The sequence below is a fragment of the Aliiroseovarius sp. genome, from assembly GCF_030148435.1.
Taxonomy (GTDB): domain Bacteria; phylum Pseudomonadota; class Alphaproteobacteria; order Rhodobacterales; family Rhodobacteraceae; genus JASBTN01.
Genome location: NZ_JASBTN010000050.1, coordinates 12,306 through 32,647 on the forward strand (window position 1 = coordinate 12,306; position 20,342 = coordinate 32,647).

The following is a 20,342-nucleotide window of genomic DNA, read 5'->3' on the forward strand; positions in this document are numbered from 1 at the left end:
TCTCCGGCCCCTGCCCTAGAAGGCAGGGAACACGCCATTACGGGAAGACACCATGCTGGATCACCTCGCTTACGAAGCCCCCGCGCCCAAGGTCATTGCCGGCGCCAAGGAAGACTGGGAACTGGTCATCGGGATGGAGGTCCACGCGCAGGTGGCCTCGAAGGCGAAGCTGTTTTCGGGCGCCTCGACACAATTCGGTGCGGAACCCAATTCGAACGTCGCCTTCGTCGATGCCGCCATGCCCGGCATGCTGCCCGTGATCAACGAGTTCTGCGTCGAACAGGCGGTGCGCACCGGCCTGGGCCTGAAGGCCGAAATCAACCTGACATCAGCCTTCGACCGCAAGAATTACTTCTACCCGGACCTGCCGCAGGGCTATCAGATCAGCCAGCTCTACCACCCGATCGTGGGGGAAGGCGAGATCATCGTCGACATGGGCCCGGGCGTCGCGCGCAAGGTGCGCGTCGAACGCATCCACCTGGAACAGGACGCGGGCAAGTCGATCCACGACATGGACCCGAACAAGTCCTTCGTTGACCTGAACCGCACCGGCGTCGCGCTGATGGAGATCGTCAGCCGCCCCGACATCCGCGGCCCGGAAGAGGCCGCCGCCTATGTCACCAAGCTGCGCCAGATCCTGCGCTACCTCGGCACCTGCGATGGCAACATGCAGGAAGGCTCGATGCGGGCGGACGTGAACGTGTCGGTCTGCAGGCCCGGCCAGTATGAAAAATACATGGAAACCCAGGACTTCGGCCATCTCGGCACCCGCTGCGAGATCAAGAACATGAACTCCATGCGTTTCATCCAGATGGCCATCGACGTCGAGGCGCGTCGCCAGATCGCCATCCTGGAGGACGGCGGCGAGATCGTCCAGGAAACGCGCCTCTATGACGCCGACAAGAACGAAACCCGCTCGATGCGCTCGAAGGAAGAGGCGCATGATTATCGCTACTTCCCCTGCCCGGACCTGATGCCGCTGGAGATCGAACAGGGCTGGGTCGATGACATCGCTGCCTCGCTGCCGGAACTGCCGGACGAGAAGATGGCACGGTTCGTGAAGGACTTCGGCCTGTCGGAATATGACGCGGGCGTGCTGACCGCCGAGGCCGAGAACGCCGCCTATTTCGAACAGGTCGCCAAGGGCCGCGACGGCAAGCTGGCCGCCAACTGGGTGATCAACGAGCTGTTCGGCCGCCTGAAGAAGGAAGATCACGGCATTACCGAAAGCCCGGTAAGCCCGGCCCAGCTGGGCAGCATCATCGAGCTGATCTCGGCCGACACGATTTCCGGCAAGATCGCCAAGGAATTGTTCGAGATCGTCTATACCGAAGGCGGCGACCCGGCGCAGATCGTCGAGGAACGCGGCATGAAACAGGTGACGGATACCGGCGCGATCGAAGCCGCGGTCGACCAGATCATCGCCGACAACCCGGCCCAGGTCGAAAAGGCGCAAGCCAACCCGAAACTGGCGGGCTGGTTCGTCGGGCAAGTCATGAAAGCCACCGGCGGCAAGGCCAACCCCAAGGCGGTGAACCAGCTGGTGAGCCGGAAACTGGGGCTCTGACAGTCCGGTCGGACAGAGGGCCACACCATTCTTCTTGACCAATGGGCCGGGTCCTCCCGGCCTTATTGCATCCCCCCGCACCGGACGCCGGTCCACTCGAAGATCTCCTCGCAACTCCTTGCTCTCACGTGGAATTTTCAACAACACGCGGGGAATTGCCCATCCCTCCCTCTCCCTTTGGACAGGGGCTGCACGAATCGTGTAAGGTCTGCCCCATTGCGTCAGAAGGACAGGGTCATGAGCTACGAGTACAAAGTGGTGCCGGCACCGATGAAAGGTGTGAAGGCAAAAGGTGTGAAAGGGGCCGAGGCCCAGTTCGCCCATGCACTGTCGGAGCTGATGAACAGCCTCGCCGCGGACGGCTGGGAATACCAGCGCGCCGACACCCTGCCCAGCGAGACCCGTTCCGGCCTGACCGGCAAGACCACCGTGTTCCGCAACGTGCTGGTGTTCCGCCGGCCCCTTGCGGTGGAGACTGACGAAGCGACGTCGGACAGCGCGCCGCTTGAGGTCGAAAAAACCGTCGAAATCAACGCCCCCAGCCTGCCGTCGGCCCATGCCGCGCAGGGACTGCCCGAGGCGGTCAAACCACTCGGGGGCACGAAAGGCGATCGCGACAAGGGAAAGGTCGCGGCGGAATAATTACTCGGTAATTTCCAGGGAAAGCGCGTGGATGGCCGAGGTCAGCTCGCTACCCAGCGCCTTGTGCACCATGCGGTGACGGGCCACGCGGGTTTGCCCGGCGAAGGCCTCTGCCGCGATCACCACGCGGAAATGACTTTCGCCCGACCCGTCGTCTCCGGCATGGCCCTGATGGCGGCTGCTTTCGTTCACCACCTGCAGCATGCGCGGCTGAAAGGCGGCCTCCAATTTCTCGCGAATTTCCTCGGACCTGCTCATTTTTCCGTGCTTCCCTCTTCTATCTGACGTGAAAACGTCTAAACTCTCGGACCCGAGTCGAAAAGACCAGTTACAGGTGCGCGAATGACCAAAGACGATCCGTTTGGCTTTGATATGTCCGTCAAGACGGCGAAGAAGAAGAACCCGCGTGGCAAACGCGGCATGTCGGGCGCGTTCGAGACCTCGACCCGGGTCTGTGAACATGACGGTTGTCAGGAACACGGCCAGTACCGCGCACCGCGCAGCCCCGATCACCTGGACGAATTCCTGTGGTTCTGCAAGGACCATGTGCGCGAGTACAATCTGAAATGGAACTTCTTCAACGGCGCCACGGAAGAAGAGATCAACGCGCAATCGGACAAGGACCGCGTCTGGGAGCGCGAGACCAAGCCTTTCGGCAAACAGACCGATGAGCAACGCGCCTGGGCGCGGCTGGGCGTGGACGATCCGCATCAGGTTCTGGGCGAGAACGCGACGCAGAACCCGGGCAAGTCGATCACCGGCACACGCAAGCTGCCACCCAAGGAACGCCGCGCGGTGGAGATCCTGGAGGCCAAGGATCACTGGACCAAAGCGGAAATCCGCAAGGCCTACAAGAAGCTGATCAAGGTCCTGCACCCGGATATGAACGGCGGCGACCGCAGCCAGGAAGAACAGCTGCAGGAGGTCGTCTGGGCCTGGGACCAGATCAAGGAAAGCCGCAGCTTCAAGTAGGTGGAACAGGCGGTTATGTGACCCGGGGCCCATTCGGCCCGATTTTTCCTTGCACCGGCAGGGCTCCCGCCCGCCGTGGCGGCCTGACGGCCACCGCGGCCGTTGGGCGTAGCCAGAGCAGCTGCGCTGCTCTGGTTGCCTTCGGCGAGGATATTTCGGGAAAGATGAAAGACGGTTCGCGAAACCCGGAAAAACGGTCGGCTCAGCGGTTATGACATGGGCATTGCCCGGTTGGTGCGGTTTTCCCCGCGCATTCCGCCTCGCCGCATCATCCTGGCGCAACAACCCGCCATGACGCCACGATTTTCCAGCCGCTCCCCTTGCGCCGAGCGGGAATCTGAGGCACCAAACCGAGGTTGACCAAATGGACAGGATGCCCAGCGAACGGGCTTGAACACGGCGGACACAGACATGGATCACACGCAGAAACCGACCGAGGAAATCTCGGTCCGCGACATCTTCGGCATCGACACGGATATGGTCGTTAAGGGCTTTGAAGAGCGCGCCGACCGCGTGCCCGAAGTGGACACTACCTACAAGTTCGACCCGGACACCACGCTGGCAATCCTCGCCGGTTTCGCCCACAACCGCCGCGTCATGATCCAGGGCTATCACGGCACCGGCAAATCCACCCATATCGAACAGATCGCCGCGCGGCTGAACTGGCCCTGCGTGCGGGTAAACCTGGACAGCCACATCTCGCGCATCGACCTGATCGGCAAGGACGCGATCAAGCTGCGCGACGGCAAGCAGGTCACAGAGTTCCAGGAAGGCATCCTGCCCTGGGCCCTGCGCAACCCGACCGCCATCGTCTTCGACGAATACGACGCGGGCCGCGCCGACGTCATGTTCGTGATCCAGCGCGTGCTGGAGCATGACGGCAAGCTGACCCTTCTGGACCAGAACGAGGTCATCACGCCCCACCCGTCCTTCCGCCTGTTTGCCACGGCCAACACGGTCGGCCTGGGCGACACCACCGGGCTCTATCACGGCGTCCAGCAGATCAACCAGGCGCAGATGGACCGCTGGAGCCTGGTCGCCACGCTGAACTACCTTTCCCATGACGCGGAAACCAATATCGTGCTGGCCAAGAACCCGGTCTACAACACGGAGAAGGGCCGCCAGACGATCGCGCAGATGGTGACTGTGGCCGACCTGACCCGCACTGCCTTCATGAACGGCGACCTGTCGACCGTCATGAGCCCCCGCACGGTGATCAACTGGGCTCAGAACGCGGGCATCTTCCGCTCGGTCGGTTACGCGTTCCGCCTGTCCTTCCTGAACAAATGCGACGAGTTGGAACGCCAGATCGTCGCCGAGTTCTACCAGCGCTGTTTCGACGAGGAACTGCCGGAAAGCGCTGCCTCGATGAGCATGGGGTGATGTATAAACATATGCACGGGGGGTGTCCGCACCACACGGCCCCCGTGGATATGGCCCGGGAGGCACCATGAACAAACCCAGCGACAACCCCGCCGATCCGTTCAAGAAGGCCCTGGCCGAGGCAACCAAGGTGATGGCGGATGATGGCGATCTGTCAGTTACCTATTCGGTGGATCCGCCCGGCCTGACCGGGGACAGCGTGCGCCTGCCGCAGGTGACGCGTCGCATGACGCGCGAAGAGGTGCTGCTGGCCCGTGGCACGGCGGATGCGCTGGCGCTGAAACACAAGTTCCACGACGACGCCACCCATGCGCGCTATGCCCCCGCGGGTCAGATGGCGCGCGACATTTACGAGGCGATGGAGACCGCGCGCTGCGAGGCCATGGGTGCACGGGAAATGCCCGGCACCGCGTCGAACATCGACCACAAGCTGGACGCGGAAGCCTTCCGCAAGGGCTTCGAAAACATCACCGCCGCCGCCGACGCGCCGCTGGCCGACGCCGCCGGCTACCTCGTACGCCACCTTGCCACCGGGCGCGATCTGCCCGCAGGCCCTTCCAATGTGATGAACCTCTGGCGCGATTTCATCGAGGGACAGGCGGGGCATACGCTTGAAGATTTGGACGCAACCCTTTCAGACCAAAAGGCTTTCTCGAAATTCACCCGCCAGGTGATCGAAGATCTGGGCTATGGCGACCAGCTGGGCGAGGATCCGGATCAGGAGGACGAGAGCCAGGACGAGGCCGAGCCCGAGGCTGATCCCGAGGATCAGGACGATCAGGACCAGCAGTCCGAGGACCAGTCGGACGAGGCCGAGGCCAATCCTGAGCAGTCTCAGGAAGAACAACAGGACCAGACCGAGGCCCAGATCACCATGGATGACCTGGCCGATGACGAAATGTCGGACGAGGCGGAAATGCCCGAGGGCGACGCTCCACTGGAGCCGCCCCCGCCTGCCCCCGCGTCCGATGCGGACCCGAACTATCAAGTTTATCACTCTGATTTTGATGAGGAAATACGCGCCGAGGATTTGGCCGAACCGGCCGAGCTGGAGCGTCTGCGCGCCTATCTGGATCAGCAGTTGGAGCCGCTGAAAGGCGCCGTCAGCCGTCTGGCCAACAAGCTGCAGCGCCGCTTGCAGGCACAGCAGAACCGCTCGTGGCTGTTCGACCTTGAAGAAGGCATTCTGGACGCCGGGCGTCTGGCCCGCGTGGTGGCCAACCCGACCACGCCGCTGTCCTTCAAACAGGAAAAGGACACCGAGTTCCGCGACACGGTTGTGACGCTTCTGCTCGACAACTCGGGATCGATGCGGGGCCGGCCGATCTCCATCGCCGCGATCTGCGCCGACGTGCTGGCCCGTACGCTGGAGCGTTGCCAGGTCAAGGTCGAGATCCTCGGTTTCACCACCCGCGCATGGAAAGGCGGGCAGGCGCGTGAGAAATGGCTCGCCGAGGGCCGTCCGCAGCAGCCGGGCCGTCTGAACGATCTGCGCCACATCATCTACAAACAGGCCGACGCACCGATGCGCCGGACCCGCCCGAACCTGGGGCTGATGATGAAAGAGGGGCTATTGAAGGAAAACATCGACGGCGAGGCTCTGGAATGGGCGCATCGGCGCATCACCGCGCGGCCCGAGGCGCGAAAGATCCTGATGGTAATCTCGGACGGGGCGCCGGTGGACGACTCGACCCTGTCGGTGAACCCCGCGAATTACCTGGAAAAACACCTGCGCGACGTGATCGCCATGGTCGAGAAGCGCAAGCAGGTCGAACTGCTGGCGATCGGCATCGGCCATGACGTGACACGCTATTACGACCGCGCGGTGACGATCACGGACGTGGAACAGCTGGCCGGCGCGATGACCGAACAGCTTGCCGCGCTGTTCGACAGCGACCCGCGCGCGCGGGCGCGTCTGATGGGGATCAAGAAGGCGATCTGAACGCATTCCGACAGTTCAGCCGCCGGGGATTCGAAGATTCGCCGGGATTTGCCTCGTTACGGTTCGGGCTCTGCCACCTGAAGTTCCGGGCGCCCGGGGTAGCCATGCCACGCCCCACATCAAGCCCAGAATCCGCTTTCCCTTGACGGCAATCACCGCCAAACTGCGCGCCACCTACCCCAGGAGAAACCGATGTTCCAGAGCTTCGAAGTCACCGCCGATCCCACTCAGGGCCCTACCCGCCTGTCGGCCTTGCGCGGGTTGATGGCACAGGACCGGCTGGATGGTTTTCTGGTGCCGCGCGCAGATGCACACCAGGGTGAATACGTGGCCGATTGCGACAAGCGGCTGGAGTGGCTGACCGGTTTCACCGGCTCGGCCGGGTTCTGCATCGCGCTGGCCGATGTGGCCGGCATCTTCGTCGATGGGCGCTATCGCAACCAGGTGCGTTCGCAGGTGAGCCTGGATCACTTTACCCCGGTGGATTGGCCGGAGGTGCAGCCGGGCCCCTGGCTGGTCGAACAGCTGCCGAACGGCGGGCGCATCGGCTTCGACCCCTGGCTGCATACGGCAGCCGAGATGGACCGGCTGCATACGGCGCTCGGCGAGGGGTTCGAACTGGTGGCGTGCGAAAACCTGGTCGACCAGCTGTGGGAAGAGCGCCCGGCCGCCCCCCAGGGCCATATCCACCCGCACGGCCTTGAATATGCAGGCAAAAGCCATGAGGACAAACGCACCGATCTGGCCGCGGCCCTGCGCGAGGCCGGGCAGAAGGCCGCCGTTCTGACCCTGTCGGACAGCATCGCCTGGCTTTTGAACATTCGCGGCGACGACATTCCGCACATTCCCGTGGTGCAGGGATTCGCCATCCTCCACGACAGTGCCCGGGTCGATTTCTTCACCCACCCCGCGCGCGATTCCTCGATCGGCACGCATTTGGGGCCGGATGTGCGGCTCTATCCGGACACGGCTTTCGAAGAGGGTCTGGCGGATCTCGAAGGCCCGGTGCGGGTCGACAAGGGCACGGCACCGGTGGCGGTCAGCCGCATCCTGGAACGTGACGGGGTCGCGGTCGCCTGGGGTCAGGATCCCTGCATTCTGCCCAAGGCCGCAAAGAACGCGGTTGAGGTCGAAGGCGCCCGGCGCGCCCATCTGCGCGACGGGGCGGCGATGGTGGAATTCCTCACCTGGTTCGATGCCACGGTGCCCTCGACCAGGATCACCGAGATCGACGTGGCCACTCAGCTGGAAACCCAGCGCCGCGCGGGCAATGCATTGAGGGACATCAGTTTCGAGACCATTGCGGGCTCCGGTCCCAATGGCGCGGTGATGCATTACCGGGTGACGGAGGACACATCGCGCTTTCTGGAAAATGGCGAACTGATCGTAGTGGACAGCGGTGGACAGTATCACGACGGCACCACGGACATTACCCGCACCCTGCCAATCGGTGCGGTCGGAGATGAGGAAAAAACCTGCTTTACCCGTGTCTTGCAGGGCATGATTGCAATTTCCCGCGCGCGCTGGCCCAAGGGGCTGGCAGGCCGCGACCTGGACGCCCTGGCGCGTTTCCCGCTCTGGGTGGCGCATCAGGATTTCAACCACGGCACCGGACACGGCGTGGGCAGCTATCTGTCCGTGCACGAGGGGCCGCAACGGATTTCCAAAGTCTCGGAGGTGGCGTTGGTGCCCGGCATGATCCTGTCGAACGAACCCGGCTACTACCGCGACGGCGCCTTTGGCATTCGCCTGGAAAACCTGATCGTGGTCGAACGGGCCGAGGCGCCGACCACCGGGGATGCCGAACGCGAGATGCTACGTTTCGAGACCCTGACCTGGGTGCCGATCAACCGTCGCCTGGTGGTGGTCGAGATGCTGTCGAAGGATGAACGTGACTGGCTCAACAACTACCATGCCGAAGTGCTGGCAAAACTGTCGGATCAGGTCTCGCCTGCCGCAAAGTCGTGGCTGACTGCCGCTTGCGCACCCCTGTGACGCCGCCGCTCCGGTCCAGGGTGACACAATCTGGAAACATTGCCCCCGCAAAATGCGGCAGCCGGGTTTGACCGGTCCGGGCGGGTTCGTTGGATCGCGCGACGCCACGTCGCGCGCCGGGGTGGTTCATTCGGACACGCTTTGCGTATAGAACCCGACACAAGCACGAACACGACCGCACGCCGGTCAGGGAGGAACGACATGGCCGACCACATCAGGATCCGCAAGGCTCAGGGCACCTGGGTGGTGCGCGCCGGCGGCGCCGTTCTGGGCGAAAGCACCAATGCGCTGGAACTGACCGAGGGCGACTTTCCCCCGGTGATCTATTTCCCGCGCGAAGACCTGGCCATGGCAATGCTGGAGGGGTCGGATTCCACCTCGCACTGCCCGTGGAAGGGCGATGCCACCTATTACGAAATCCACACCAAGAGCCAGGTGATCTCGGACGCGGGCTGGAGCTATGAAAGCCCGAAACCCGCGGTGGAGCGCATCAAGGACCACCTGGCCTTCTATCCGCAGAAAGTGGCGGTCGAGCAATTGTAATACCCTCCGGCCCGGCACGCTCATCAGATCAATGTCGGTGGTACGGCGGTTGCCTCGTCTTGCTCGGCCGGCGCGTTTCCGGCACGGGGGGACGCGGGTGTTTCACCCCGCCGGTTCACTGACCACGCCACCGCCCACGGCAGCGCTGACCCCGGTTGTGGCCGGACAGGAGGTCGGCAATCCACGCGCCACGCGCACGGCGAGATAGGCGAAGGCCTGCGCCTCCAGCATGTCACCATCCAGCCCGATCGCCTCGACCGGCTCCACCGGACAATCGAGCAGCACCGACAGCCCCGCCATCAAGACCGCATTGTGCCGCCCGCCTCCGGCCACCAGCAGCCGGGTGGGCGGGGCCGGGCAATGCTCCATCCCGCGTGCCACGGCAGCGACCGCACAGCCTGCCAGCGTGGCAGCGGCATCGGCGTCGCACAGATGAGACACGGCTTCTCCCAACCCGGAAAAACTGTCGCGATCCAATGACTTGGGCGGCACCTTGAAAAAATAGGCGTCCTGAAGAAAAGCGTCGATAACCTCAGGAACCACCTCGCCGGTGGCGGCCAGCGCCCCGCCCTCGTCCAGACTTTTGCCCCGCCGCCTGGTCATGAGGTCGTTGATCGGCGCATTGGCGGGGCCCGTGTCAAAGGCCAGCAGAGCCCCCTCCGCCTCGGGCGCCTCTTTCGACGGATCGACCCAGGTCACATTGCCCACGCCGCCAAGGTTCAGGACGGCGACAGGCGCCTCCAGCCCGGCCCATTTCGCACAGGCAAAGTGAAAGAACGGCGCAAGCGGCGCCCCCTCGCCGCCCAGCCGCACATCGGCCGAGCGAAAATCCCAGACCACCGGCTTGCCCAGCACCTCGGCCAGCACCCGCCCGTCGCCCGCCTGATGGGTGCCGCGCCCCTGCGGCTCATGGGCCAGGGTCTGGCCGTGAAAGCCGACCAGATCCGCGCCTTCGATCCCGGACAACAGAACCGCATGGGCGGTCTCGACCACCTCGGCCGCCGCCTCGACCCCTGGCGCGCCCGGCCAGGCCCCCAGGGCCGCCCGGATCACCGCGCGTTCCTCGTCCCCATAGGCGCGATAGCCGGTATTGCCGAAGTCGAAAATCCGCACCCCGTCGGTCAGCAGAAGCGCCGCGTCCACCCCGTCCAGAGAAGTGCCCGACATCGCCCCCAACGCCCAGACCGGCCCATCTGCCAACATGCTCTTTCCCTTTTCCCGGACCCGTTCTATACGGAATGTTCAACGCCCAAGATGGACCGAGACGACATGACCTACCACCCCACATCAGACTTCATGCGCGTGATGATCGAACGCGGCTTTCTGGCCGACTGCACCGATTATCAGGGGCTGGACGAGGCTTTGGCAAAGGGTCCGGTTCCCGCTTATATCGGTTTTGATGCCACGGCGAAATCGCTGCATGTGGGCTCGCTGATCCAGATCATGATGCTGCGCTGGCTGCAGAAAACCGGGCACCAGCCGATTACGCTGATGGGTGGCGGCACTACGAAGGTGGGCGATCCGTCTTTCCGCGCCGACGAGCGCCCCTTGCTGACCGAAGCGCAGATCGACGACAATATCGCCGGGATCAGGCAGGTCTTTGCCTCCTATATCGACTATGACAGCGAAGGGCCGACCCGAGCGCTCATGCTGAACAATGCCGAATGGCTCGACGGGCTGAACTACCTCGAATTCCTGCGCGACATCGGGCGGCATTTCAGCGTGAACCGCATGCTGTCCTTCGAGAGCGTGAAATCCCGTCTGGATCGCGAACAGAGCCTCAGCTTCCTCGAATTCAACTACATGATCCTCCAGGCCTATGACTTCCTGGAGCTGAACCGCCGCTACGGCTGCCTGCTTCAGATGGGCGGCTCGGACCAGTGGGGCAATATCGTCAACGGGATCGACCTGACCCGCCGGGTGCTGGACAGCGCGATCTACGGGCTCACCTCTCCGCTCCTGACCACCTCGGACGGCAAGAAGATGGGCAAGTCGCAGGATGGCGCGATCTGGCTGAACGCGGACATGCTCAGCCCCTACGAATTCTGGCAGTTCTGGCGCAATACCACCGATGCCGATGTGGGCCGGTTCCTGAAACTCTACACCGAATTGCCGGTCGCGGAATGCGACCGCCTTGGTGCGCTAGAGGGCCAGGCGATCAACGACGCCAAGATCGTGCTGGCGGGTGAAGTCACCGCGCTGGCCCATGGGCGCGCAGCCGCGCAAGCAGCCGAGGCCACCGCCCGCGAAGTGTTCGAAAAGGGCGGCACCGGCGACGACCTGCCGACCATTGCGCTCACCGCCGAGGAAATCGGCGACGGCATCTCGATCGTGCAGCTGATCGTCAAATCCGGCCTGGTGAAATCCGGCAAGGAAGCCAAGCGCCTGATTGCCGAAAACGGTGCCAAGGTGAATGACGAGGCCCTGTCCTCGCCCGGGCTGATGGTCAGCGCCGACGACCTGGCCCAGCCGATGAAACTCTCGGCCGGCAAGAAGCGCCACGCGCTTGTGACCCTGGCCGACTGACCCGGAGGGCCTGCCCTCCCTTTCATCTTTCCGCACATATCCCGGGGGTTTGGGGGCAGAGCCCCCAATCCTCCCTTTCGGGCCATGCGAACCCTTGCTAACGTCCCCGGACAACAGCCACAGGACGCCCACCCCAGGAGTTCGCAATGCCCGTTTTCAATCCGAACATCCAGGCCACCACCCCCCCGCCGGTGATGGAGGCGCGGCGCTGGACCCTTGGCGTGACCTTCCCGCCCGACCGGCCGCTGATCAACGTGAGCCAGGCCGCCCCGGTGGATCCGCCACATCCGGAGCTGCGTCGGGCCATCGCGGATGCCGCCCTGAACGAGGACAGCGCGCATCTTTATGGCCCCGTCCTGGGCCTGCCCGACCTGCGCGCCGAGGTGGCGCATCAATGGGCCGCCGCCTATGGCGGGGAAATCGCCTTCGAAAACGTCGCCATCACCTCGGGCTGCAACCAGGCCTTTGCCGCGACCATGGCCACCATCGCCGCGCCGGGCGATGAGGTCATCCTGCCGACACCGTGGTATTTCAATCATAAGATGTGGCTCGACATGGGCGGCATCAAAGCCGTGCCACTGGCCACCGGCGATGACCTTCTGCCCGACCCGAAGGCGGCCGAGGCGCTGATCACCCCGCGCACCCGCGCGATTTCGCTCGTGACCCCGAATAACCCGGGCGGGGTGGAGTACCCTGCCGCACTGGTGCGTGCCTTCTTTGCCCTCGCCCAGGCCCATGACATCGTGCTGATCATCGATGAGACCTATCGCGATTTCGACAGCCGGGACGCGGCGCCACATGACCTGTTCATGACCCCGGACTGGCAGGAAAACCTGGTCCAGCTCTATTCCTTCTCCAAGGCCTACCGGCTGACCGGCCACCGGGTCGGGGCCATGGTCGCCAGCCCCGAACGACTGGCTCAGGTTGAGAAATTCCTCGACACCGTCACCATCTGCCCGGCCCAGCTTGGCCAGCACGCCGCGCTCTGGGGCATGCGCCACCTGTCGGACTGGGTCGGCGGGGAACGGCTGGAAATCCTCGACCGCCGCGCCGCGGTAGAAGAGCATTTCTCCACCCTGACCGGCTGGCGCATCCTGGGCTGCGGCGCCTATTTCGCCTATGTGGAACACCCGTTCGATACCCCTTCGCAAGAGCTCTGCCAGCGGCTGGTGAAAGAGGCCTCCATCCTCGCCCTGCCCGGCTCCATGTTCATGCCCGAAGGCGATCCGGCCGGCGACCGGCAACTGCGTATCGCCTTTGCCAATATCGACCGTGCGGGCATCGCCACGCTTGCGGACCGCCTGCGCGACTTTACCGCTGAAAATAGCCCCTGAATCCTGTCACCAGCGCTTGGCATTCCAACGCGCGCGACGTAAAACCGGCTGGACCGCAACGGGAAAGGACGGATCATGGCCGCCAAACGGGTATCGCGCACGCTGGGATGGATCCTCATGGGTCTTGTCATGGTGGGTCTGGTGGGCTTCGGCGCCACGAATTTCGGCACCTCTGCCGGGACGATCGGAAAGGTGGGCAAAACGGAAATCGATGCCAACCGGTACTTTCGCGAACTGAACGCCGAGTTCCGCGCGGTCGAGGCCGAGACCGGTCAGCGTCTGACCATGGAACAGGCGCGGCTTTTCGGTCTGGACCAGCAGGTTCTGGGCCGCATCATCGCCACCGTCGCGCTTGAGAACGAGACCGCGCGCCTGGGGTTCTCGGTCGGCGACAAGGCGGTGCGCGACCAGGTGGTGCAGATCGATGCCTTCAAGGGCGCGAACGGGAGTTTCGACCGCCAGGCCTATGAATTCGCCCTGCAGCAAAGCGGCCTGACCGCCGCCGAGTTCGAAGGCGAGCTGCGCGTCGATACCGCCCTGTCGATCGTGCGCATGGCGGTGCAGCGCGGCGTCGTTCCGCAATCGGCCTATATCGATGCGCTTTACGCCCATGCCCGCGAGACCCGCAGCTTCACCTGGACACCGCTGGAGCTCGACAAGCTCGAAACCGAGCCGGGCGCCCCCACAGACGACCAGCTGACCGCCTGGTACGAGGCCAACCCGGAGCCCTTCACCCTGCCCGAAACCAAACAGCTGACCTATGTCTGGATGAACCCGGAAGAGGTGATCCCGACCATCGAAGTGGACGAAACCGTCCTGCGTGCGCTCTATGACGAACGTATCGACGAATACCAGGTGCCCGAACGCCGCCTGGTCGAACGGCTGGTCTTCGGCACCGCCGAGGACGCGCAGGCCGCCGTGGACCGCCTGGCATCGGGCGAGATCGACTTCCCGGCGCTGGTGGCCGAACGCGGTCTGGCGCTGGCCGACACGGACATGGGCGACGTGACCCTTGATGACCTGGACGACGCGGGCGAAGCCGTCTTCGCCCTGACCGAGCCCGGCAGCATCGCCGGACCTGCCGACAGCGACCTGGGTCCGGCGCTCTTTCGCATGAACGCCGTGCTGGCCGCCCAGAACACCAGTTTCGAAGACGCCCGCGAGGAGCTGCAAGGCGAATATGCCGCCGACACCGCCCGCCGTCAGATCGTAGCAATGGTTCAGGAACTGGACGAAATCCTGGCCGGTGGCGCCACGCTGGAAGAGCTGGAAGCCGACTTCGACCTGACGCTCGGCACCCTGGCCTGGACCCAGGGCAGCGCGGAGGGCATCGCCGCCTATGACAGTTTCCGCGAGGCGGCTGGCGCCGTGACAACCTCGGATTTCCCGCAGATCACGCTGATGTCCGATGGCGGCATCTTCGCCCTGCGCGCAGACCGTATCGACGCCCCCCGCGTGCAATCCCTGGACGAGGCGCGCCAGGTGGCCGTGGACGGCTGGACCGACGGCGAGAAACAGCGCCTGCTGACCCTGCAGGCCGAGGCGCTTCTGGCCGATTTCGACGGCGGGGCCTCCCCCAACAGCAAGGGGCTGACCGAAGTGGTGGAAACCGGCCTTGCCCGCACCGACGTGGTGTCGGAAGCCCCGCCCGAACTGCTCGACGCCGTGTTCGAGATGGACCAGGGCGCCTGGCGGGTCGTGCCCGGTTTCGATGGCGTGATCCTGGTCCGTGTCGACGCGATCACGGCCGCCGACCTGGACTCGGACGATGCCCGGCTGGTCAAACAGGGCTTCAACGAGCGTCTTTCCCAGGAACTGGGCACCGACCTGGAGATCGCCTTTGCCAACGCGCTGCAGCGCGAGGCTGGCATCACCCTCGACCGCGCCGTGATCGACGCGGTGAACGCCCAGTTCCCGTAAGGAGTATCCGATGGCCCTCACCCCTTCCTTCGACGCGTTCGAAGCCGGTTGGACCGCGGGCAGGAACCAGGTGGTCTACACCCGCCTGGCCGCGGATCTGGACACGCCGGTCAGCCTGATGATGAAGCTGACCGAAGCGCGCAAGGACAGCTTCATGCTGGAAAGCGTCACCGGTGGCGAGGTGCGCGGGCGCTATTCCATCGTCGGCATGAAGCCGGACCTGATCTGGCAATGCCGGGGCGAGGGCAGCAGCATCAACCGCCAGGCCCGGTTCGACGCCGACGGGTTCGAACCGATGGAGGGCCACCCGCTCGACACCCTGCGCCAGGTGCTGGCGGAAAGCGAGATCGACCTGCCCGAGGACCTGCCCGGCGCGGCGGCGGGCCTGTTCGGCTACCTCGGCTATGACATGATCCGGCTGGTCGAACACCTGCCCGACGTCAACCCCGACCCGCTGGGCCTGCCGGATGCGCTGATGCTGCGTCCTTCGGTCGTGGCGGTGCTGGACGGGGTCAAGGGCGAGGTAACACTGGTGGCCCCCGCCTTCGTCGGCTCGGGCCTCACGGCGAAAGCCGCCTATGCCCAGGCCGCCGAACGGGTCATGGACGCGTTGCGCGATCTTGAACGCGCCGCCGTTGGCGAAAGCCGCGACCTGGGCGAGGCGATGAAGCTGGGCGAACCGGTGTCCAATTTCACCAAGCCCGACTATCTGGCGGCGGTTGAGAAAGCCAAGGAATACATCCGCGCAGGCGACATCTTTCAGGTGGTGCCAAGCCAGCGCTGGACCCAGGATTTCCCCCTGCCCCCCTTCGCGCTCTACCGCTCGCTGCGGCGCACCAACCCCTCGCCCTTCATGTTCTACTTCAACTTCGGTGGCTTCCAGGTGATCGGCGCCAGCCCCGAGATCCTGGTGCGGGTGTTCGATCGCGAAGTCACCATCCGCCCGATCGCCGGCACCCGCCCACGCGGGGCCACGCCGGAAGAGGATCGGGCGCTGGAGGCCGACCTTCTGGCCGACCAGAAGGAACTGGCCGAGCACCTGATGCTGCTCGACCTCGGGCGCAATGACACCGGCAAGGTGTCCAAGATCGGCACCGTGCGCCCAACCGAAGAATTCATCATCGAACGCTACAGCCACGTGATGCATATCGTGTCGAACGTGGTGGGCGAACTGTCAGAAGATCATGACGCGCTGTCGGCCCTGCTGGCCGGCCTGCCCGCGGGCACGGTGTCCGGCGCCCCAAAGGTGCGCGCGATGGAGATCATCGACGAGCTGGAACCGGAAAAACGCGGCGTTTACGGCGGCGGCGTGGGCTATTTCAGTTCCGGAGGCGACATGGATGTCTGTATCGCGCTCAGAACCGCCGTGGTGAAGGACGAGAAACTCTATATCCAGGCTGGCGGCGGCGTGGTCTTCGATTCGGACCCCGAGGCCGAATTCCAGGAAACGGTGAACAAGTCCAAAGCCATCCGCATGGCCGCCGAAACCGCCGCCATGTTTACCCATCGGCGCGGCAACTGAGCGGACCAAAGACCGGAAATGGGCGCCATCCTACGGCGCCCTTTCTCTTTATCTTGCCCAAAATATCCCGGGGGAGCGTGACAAGTCCCGTCAGGGCTTGTCACCTGGGGGCAGCGCCCCCACCCCATGAATCGAGCGTGCCGAAGGCACCCCATCTGGCAACATCAACCGCCAAGCATCCAGGTCCCGTCCGGGAAGAACGCGTGGAAGGCAAAGGCGAACATGACGTCATGGGGCACGTCCCTGCCCGCCGCATCACGGACCCGGATCGTGCCGACGTCGCGTCCCTGCTCGATGCGCCCGCTGTCCAGCGCCGAGGCCTGGCCGGACGTCCATGAAATCACGACACCGCCTTCGCTGACCTCGCCCAGCTCGGCCAGACGGGACAGCGGCCAGGCGCGGTCTCCGACCCGCACCACGCGCTCCAGCGCCGGAATGTCGTGCGGGGGCAATTCGCCGCTGTATAGAAACGGCCGGGCCGAACTGTCATAGCTCACATAGGGATTGCGCCCGTAGCTGCGCGGCCAATTCGGCTGATCCATCACCAGCCCGTCCGGGTTGCGTTTGGTGAACTCGGCCCAGCTTTCCAACCAGCTTGGCAATTGCTTGAGGTCGCGACCGGTGAAATACCCGACGATGCCGGTCCCGATCGCCTGCTGCCACCAGCTTTCGGTCTCGCGGTCATACATGACCATGCCCGAATTCCTGAGCTTGCCGGACACGCCGAAGCTCAGCACGCCTTCTTCGACGCGGCGGTCAAAGACGATACCGGAGTTGCAGAGCGGGCAGAAGGTCACGGCGACCGGCACATCCCCCACCAGGTCATTCACGATCTCATGCCAGGTCAGATAGCGGATCGGATAGGCCCGGGGTGTCTGGCCGGGCAACTCCAGGGTAATGACGGGTTCGCGCGCACCGATACGGTTTTCCCTGGTGGCGAGGATCATCTCGGGATCCTGGATAGAGGGGATGCCGTCCTTGGGCGGCCCGCCCGACAGGATCTCGCCCCAGTTATCGACCGAAGTGTTGGTGAAATCCGTGTTCGGCCATTCATATTGCCAGAAACTCGGATCGGCGGTGGCGGGCGCGGCTAAGGCGCCGATCAGGGCGGCGAGGCGCAGGACCCGCATCTCAGACGTCCCAGACCCGGGACGTGTTGCAGTCCTTCTCGCCGACCAGGAGGTACAGCGCCGCCGGGATGATCGTTGCCTCGTAGGGCACGGGGACTCTGGCCTGGGTCTCGGGGATATGGGCCTGGACCAGCAGGCCGGCGGCGATCAGCAGAACGGTCAGGGCAATGCGCATGGGAACCTCCTGTAGCAGTTGTTCCCAGCGAAACAGGAAAGGGGGCGGCAACGCCACCCCCTTTCACAGCTGTTTGATTGGACGTGTCCGTCTATTCGGCGGGGGCTTCGATCACGCGCACGGTCTTCATCACGTCAGGCTGGCCGATTACCGCCCCGTTTTGACCTTCGCCACGCTTGATCGAGTTCACCACATCCATACCCTCGGCCACCTTGCCGACAACGGTATAATCACCGTTCAGGAAATATCCCGCGTCGAACATGATGAAGAACTGGCTGTTGGCGCTGTTCGGGTTCTGCGAGCGCGCCATGCCGACGATGCCCGCATCGAACGCGATCTCCGAGAACTCGGCGGGCAGGTCCGGGCGGTCGGACCCGCCCCGTCCCGCCATGCGCATGTCGCCGCCGACCTTGCCGAACTGCACGTCGCCGGTCTGCGCCATGAAGCCCTCGATCACGCGATGAAACACCACGTTGTCATACTGGCCTTCGGCCGCCAGGGCGAGGATCTGCTCGACATGTTTCGGGGCCACATCCGCGAACAGCTCCAGCACCACGGCACCATTGGCGCCTTCGCCTTCGATCACCAGTTCGACGCGCGGATTGGCGGTGTCCGCCGTGGCCGCGGCCTCGGCAACCGGGGTGTCCGGCGTCACGGGAGATGAAAAGAACGTCGCCCAGAGCATGTAGCCCACCACCAGGACCGCGCCCGACAGGAAGGCCACCAGGGCAATCAGACGATCCTTAGGCATCGGCGGCCACCTTCACGGAAATCATCAGGTCCGGGCTCGCGGGCGGCTCGCCGCGCGTGATCGCATCCACGTGTTCCATGCCCGAGGTCACGCGGCCATAGACCGTGTACTGGCGGTTCAGGAAGTGGTTGTCCGAGAAGTTGATGAAGAACTGGCTGTTGGCCGAATCCGGGTTCTGCGACCGGGCCGCGCCCAGGGTGCCGCGGTCGTGCGGAATGCCCGAGAACTCGGCCGGCAGGTTGGGCAGGTCCGAGCCGCCGGTGCCCGCCATGCGCAGGTTCGCGGCGTCCTTGCCGTGCTGCACGTCGCCGGTCTGCGCCATGAACCCGTCAATTACCCGGTGGAACACCACGCCGTCATACTGGCCGGACCGCGCCAGTTCCTTCATGCGCTCGCAATGTTTGGGAGCGATGTCGTGCAGCAGCTCGATCACGACGGTGCCGTCCTTCAGCTCCATCAGGATGGTGTTTTCGGGGTCTTTGTAGTCGGCCATGAGGCTCTCCTTTGTTCGTTTGTTGGCGCCAAACTAAGCGCGCGGGCCACAAGATGAAAGAGCCACCTGCATGACAGATTGACCTAGGCGCGCTTTTGGTGTGTCTGGGGGCCGAATGACACCTGGGAGACGACGTATGGCCTGGAAGACCCTCGACGACATGGAGCTGGACGGCAAGGTTGTGCTGTGCCGCGTGGATATCAACGTGCCGGTAAAGGATGGCGCGGTGACTGACGACACGCGCATCCGGCGTATCGTGCCCACGGTGAAGGACATCGTCGCGGCGGGCGGCAAACCCGTGCTGCTGGCGCATTTCGGGCGTCCGAAAGGCGAACGCGTGCCGGACATGTCATTGGCCATCGTGCGCCCGGCGCTGGAGGCCGCCCTGGACCTGCCCGTCAGCTTTGCCGAGGATTGCATCGGCGCGCCTGCCAAACAGGCGGTGGCCGCGCTGGAACCGGGCCAGGTACTGCTGCTTGAAAACACCCGCTACCACGCCGAGGAAACCAGGAACGAGCCCATGTTCGCGGCCTCCCTCGCAGCGCTTGGCGACGTCTACTGCAATGACGCCTTTTCCGCCGCTCACCGCGCCCATGGCTCGACCGAAGGCATCGCCCGCCTGCTGCCCTCCTGCGCCGGGCGCCTGATGCAGGCCGAGCTGTCGGCGCTCGAAGCCGCCCTGGGCGCACCGGAACGTCCGGTGGTGGCCGTGGTCGGCGGCGCCAAGGTCTCGACCAAGCTGGACCTGCTGGGCAACCTGGTGGCCAAGGTGAACCACCTGGTGATCGGCGGCGGCATGGCCAACACCTTCCTGGCCGCGCAGGGCGTGGACGTGGGCAAGTCGTTGGCCGAACATGAGATGGCTGACACCGCGCGCGAGATTCTTGCCAAGGCAGAGGACGCGGGCTGCGAGATCGTGCTGCCGCGCGACATCGTCGTGGCGCGTGAATTCGCCGCGAATGCCGCAAATGAAACGGTAGAAGTCAATGCCTGCCCCTCCGATGCGATGATCCTGGACGCGGGACCGGAAACCGTCGCCTATATCCAGGGCGTGATCGAAAACGCGCGCACGCTGATCATGAACGGCCCGCTGGGCGTGTTCGAGATGGAGCCGTTCCAGAAAGGCACTTTCGCCATGCTCGACGTGATCGCCGGACAGACCGGCGCAGGCAGCCTGACCTCGGTCGCCGGTGGCGGCGACACGGTGGCGGCGATCAACGCCTCGGGTCACGGCGAGGACTTTACCTATATCTCGACCGCCGGGGGCGCCTTCCTGGAATGGATGGAAGGCAAGACCCTGCCCGGCGTGGCCGCGCTGGAAGGCTGAACAGGCTGAAAACATGGGATTTTCCTGAAAGCCCCGTCGATCTGACGGGGCTTTCATTTTGCTGCTTGCTTTTTCTTAGTGTTTTTGTCAGATTATTCTTGTCCAGCCCCCAGCCCGACG

General features: G+C 64.4%; 18 protein-coding genes. 12 read left to right on the top strand and 6 right to left on the bottom strand.

The genetic code is table 11. The annotated features are described in order from the left end of the window. Positions 1-52 precede the first annotated feature (52 nt). Both gatB and Q1V43_RS08730 read left to right on the top strand, forming a co-directional pair. Entirely contained in the window at positions 53-1,567 is a 1,515-nt protein-coding gene (gatB, locus tag Q1V43_RS08725) for an Asp-tRNA(Asn)/Glu-tRNA(Gln) amidotransferase subunit GatB (protein WP_300516615.1), read from the top strand. A 237-nt stretch (positions 1,568-1,804) separates the two neighbouring features. Then, positions 1,805-2,209: a DUF4177 domain-containing protein gene (locus tag Q1V43_RS08730; protein ID WP_300516617.1), complete on the top strand. Its 405-nt coding sequence runs from the start codon at positions 1,805-1,807 to the stop codon at positions 2,207-2,209. Here the strand turns inward: Q1V43_RS08730 and Q1V43_RS08735 are convergent, their stop codons facing one another. Next, positions 2,210-2,467, bottom strand: coding sequence for a BolA family protein (locus Q1V43_RS08735; protein ID WP_300516619.1), 258 nt, complete (start codon positions 2,465-2,467; stop codon positions 2,210-2,212). It abuts the gene before it with no gap. Between the two features lie 84 nt (positions 2,468-2,551). On the opposite strand from Q1V43_RS08735, the gene Q1V43_RS08740 reads away from it, so the two are divergent. The 5 genes from Q1V43_RS08740 to Q1V43_RS08760 all read left to right on the top strand — a co-directional run bounded on the left by Q1V43_RS08740 (position 2,552) and on the right by Q1V43_RS08760 (position 9,044). Further along, positions 2,552-3,181 carry a DnaJ domain-containing protein gene (locus tag Q1V43_RS08740; RefSeq protein ID WP_300516621.1) on the top strand — a complete coding sequence of 210 codons (630 nt, stop codon included), beginning with the start codon at positions 2,552-2,554 and terminating at the stop codon, positions 3,179-3,181. 411 nt (positions 3,182-3,592) lie between these two features. Then, positions 3,593-4,564 carry a cobaltochelatase subunit CobS gene (gene cobS, locus Q1V43_RS08745; RefSeq protein ID WP_300516624.1) on the top strand — a complete coding sequence of 324 codons (972 nt, stop codon included), beginning with the start codon at positions 3,593-3,595 and terminating at the stop codon, positions 4,562-4,564. A gap of 67 nt (positions 4,565-4,631) precedes the next feature. Continuing rightward, complete coding sequence (gene cobT / locus Q1V43_RS08750; RefSeq protein ID WP_300516628.1) at positions 4,632-6,506, top strand: cobaltochelatase subunit CobT; 1,875 nt, start codon at positions 4,632-4,634, stop codon at positions 6,504-6,506. 192 nt (positions 6,507-6,698) lie between these two features. Beyond that, on the top strand, positions 6,699-8,501 hold the full coding sequence (locus Q1V43_RS08755; RefSeq protein ID WP_300516631.1) for an aminopeptidase P family protein: 1,803 nt from the start codon (positions 6,699-6,701) through the stop codon (positions 8,499-8,501). A gap of 201 nt (positions 8,502-8,702) precedes the next feature. After that, entirely contained in the window at positions 8,703-9,044 is a 342-nt protein-coding gene (locus Q1V43_RS08760) for a DUF427 domain-containing protein (RefSeq protein ID WP_300516634.1), read from the top strand. A 102-nt stretch (positions 9,045-9,146) separates the two neighbouring features. On the opposite strand, the gene Q1V43_RS08765 is transcribed toward Q1V43_RS08760, so the two are convergent. Next, complete coding sequence (locus Q1V43_RS08765) at positions 9,147-10,247, bottom strand: anhydro-N-acetylmuramic acid kinase (RefSeq protein ID WP_300516636.1); 1,101 nt, start codon at positions 10,245-10,247, stop codon at positions 9,147-9,149. Between the two features lie 66 nt (positions 10,248-10,313). Between Q1V43_RS08765 and tyrS the strand changes: the two genes are divergently transcribed. The 4 genes from tyrS (at position 10,314) to trpE (ending at position 16,346) form a co-directional block, all read left to right on the top strand. Next, a complete protein-coding gene (gene tyrS / locus Q1V43_RS08770) occupies positions 10,314-11,570 on the top strand; it encodes a tyrosine--tRNA ligase (RefSeq protein WP_300516820.1) in 1,257 nt (418 codons plus the stop codon). Positions 11,571-11,716: 146 nt separating this feature from the next. After that, on the top strand, positions 11,717-12,904 hold the full coding sequence (locus Q1V43_RS08775) for an aminotransferase (RefSeq protein ID WP_300516638.1): 1,188 nt from the start codon (positions 11,717-11,719) through the stop codon (positions 12,902-12,904). Positions 12,905-12,979: 75 nt separating this feature from the next. Next, the gene (locus Q1V43_RS08780) at positions 12,980-14,824 is read left to right on the top strand and encodes a peptidylprolyl isomerase (protein WP_300516641.1); all 1,845 of its coding nucleotides are present in this window, start codon (positions 12,980-12,982) and stop codon (positions 14,822-14,824) included. A 10-nt stretch (positions 14,825-14,834) separates the two neighbouring features. Beyond that, the gene (trpE, locus tag Q1V43_RS08785; RefSeq protein ID WP_300516644.1) at positions 14,835-16,346 is read left to right on the top strand and encodes an anthranilate synthase component I; all 1,512 of its coding nucleotides are present in this window, start codon (positions 14,835-14,837) and stop codon (positions 16,344-16,346) included. Positions 16,347-16,510: 164 nt separating this feature from the next. Here trpE and Q1V43_RS08790 read toward each other — a convergent pair whose 3' ends face one another. The 4 genes from Q1V43_RS08790 to Q1V43_RS08805 form a co-directional block, all read right to left on the bottom strand. Continuing rightward, entirely contained in the window at positions 16,511-17,476 is a 966-nt protein-coding gene (locus tag Q1V43_RS08790; RefSeq protein ID WP_300516646.1) for a DUF3179 domain-containing protein, read from the bottom strand. Position 17,477: 1 nt separating this feature from the next. Then, positions 17,478-17,651: a hypothetical protein gene (locus Q1V43_RS08795; RefSeq protein ID WP_300516649.1), complete on the bottom strand. Its 174-nt coding sequence runs from the start codon at positions 17,649-17,651 to the stop codon at positions 17,478-17,480. A 91-nt stretch (positions 17,652-17,742) separates the two neighbouring features. Beyond that, entirely contained in the window at positions 17,743-18,402 is a 660-nt protein-coding gene (locus Q1V43_RS08800) for a peptidylprolyl isomerase (RefSeq protein ID WP_300516651.1), read from the bottom strand. Next, complete coding sequence (locus Q1V43_RS08805; RefSeq protein WP_300516653.1) at positions 18,395-18,895, bottom strand: peptidylprolyl isomerase; 501 nt, start codon at positions 18,893-18,895, stop codon at positions 18,395-18,397. The genes Q1V43_RS08800 and Q1V43_RS08805 overlap by 8 nt, the downstream gene beginning before the upstream one ends. A 136-nt stretch (positions 18,896-19,031) precedes the next feature. Between Q1V43_RS08805 and Q1V43_RS08810 the strand changes: the two genes are divergently transcribed. Beyond that, a complete protein-coding gene (locus Q1V43_RS08810) occupies positions 19,032-20,222 on the top strand; it encodes a phosphoglycerate kinase (RefSeq protein WP_300516655.1) in 1,191 nt (396 codons plus the stop codon). Positions 20,223-20,342 lie beyond the last annotated feature (120 nt).

Excerpts from the sequence above, each read along its gene's own strand:
- tyrS (WP_300516820.1), top strand. The coding sequence starts at position 10,314 with ATGACCTACCACCCCACATCAGACTTCATGCGCGTGATGATCGAACGC.
- Q1V43_RS08790 (WP_300516646.1), bottom strand. The coding sequence starts at position 17,476 with ATGCGGGTCCTGCGCCTCGCCGCCCTGATCGGCGCCTTAGCCGCGCCC.
- Q1V43_RS08805 (WP_300516653.1), bottom strand. The coding sequence starts at position 18,895 with ATGGCCGACTACAAAGACCCCGAAAACACCATCCTGATGGAGCTGAAG.
- Q1V43_RS08735 (WP_300516619.1), bottom strand. The coding sequence starts at position 2,467 with ATGAGCAGGTCCGAGGAAATTCGCGAGAAATTGGAGGCCGCCTTTCAG.
- gatB (WP_300516615.1), top strand. The coding sequence starts at position 53 with ATGCTGGATCACCTCGCTTACGAAGCCCCCGCGCCCAAGGTCATTGCC.
- Q1V43_RS08775 (WP_300516638.1), top strand. The coding sequence starts at position 11,717 with ATGCCCGTTTTCAATCCGAACATCCAGGCCACCACCCCCCCGCCGGTG.
- Q1V43_RS08810 (WP_300516655.1), top strand. The coding sequence starts at position 19,032 with ATGGCCTGGAAGACCCTCGACGACATGGAGCTGGACGGCAAGGTTGTG.
- Q1V43_RS08780 (WP_300516641.1), top strand. The coding sequence starts at position 12,980 with ATGGCCGCCAAACGGGTATCGCGCACGCTGGGATGGATCCTCATGGGT.
- Q1V43_RS08795 (WP_300516649.1), bottom strand. The coding sequence starts at position 17,651 with ATGCGCATTGCCCTGACCGTTCTGCTGATCGCCGCCGGCCTGCTGGTC.
- cobT (WP_300516628.1), top strand. The coding sequence starts at position 4,632 with ATGAACAAACCCAGCGACAACCCCGCCGATCCGTTCAAGAAGGCCCTG.
- Q1V43_RS08740 (WP_300516621.1), top strand. The coding sequence starts at position 2,552 with ATGACCAAAGACGATCCGTTTGGCTTTGATATGTCCGTCAAGACGGCG.
- Q1V43_RS08730 (WP_300516617.1), top strand. The coding sequence starts at position 1,805 with ATGAGCTACGAGTACAAAGTGGTGCCGGCACCGATGAAAGGTGTGAAG.
- Q1V43_RS08755 (WP_300516631.1), top strand. The coding sequence starts at position 6,699 with ATGTTCCAGAGCTTCGAAGTCACCGCCGATCCCACTCAGGGCCCTACC.
- Q1V43_RS08800 (WP_300516651.1), bottom strand. The coding sequence starts at position 18,402 with ATGCCTAAGGATCGTCTGATTGCCCTGGTGGCCTTCCTGTCGGGCGCG.
- Q1V43_RS08760 (WP_300516634.1), top strand. The coding sequence starts at position 8,703 with ATGGCCGACCACATCAGGATCCGCAAGGCTCAGGGCACCTGGGTGGTG.
- trpE (WP_300516644.1), top strand. The coding sequence starts at position 14,835 with ATGGCCCTCACCCCTTCCTTCGACGCGTTCGAAGCCGGTTGGACCGCG.
- cobS (WP_300516624.1), top strand. The coding sequence starts at position 3,593 with ATGGATCACACGCAGAAACCGACCGAGGAAATCTCGGTCCGCGACATC.
- Q1V43_RS08765 (WP_300516636.1), bottom strand. The coding sequence starts at position 10,247 with ATGTTGGCAGATGGGCCGGTCTGGGCGTTGGGGGCGATGTCGGGCACT.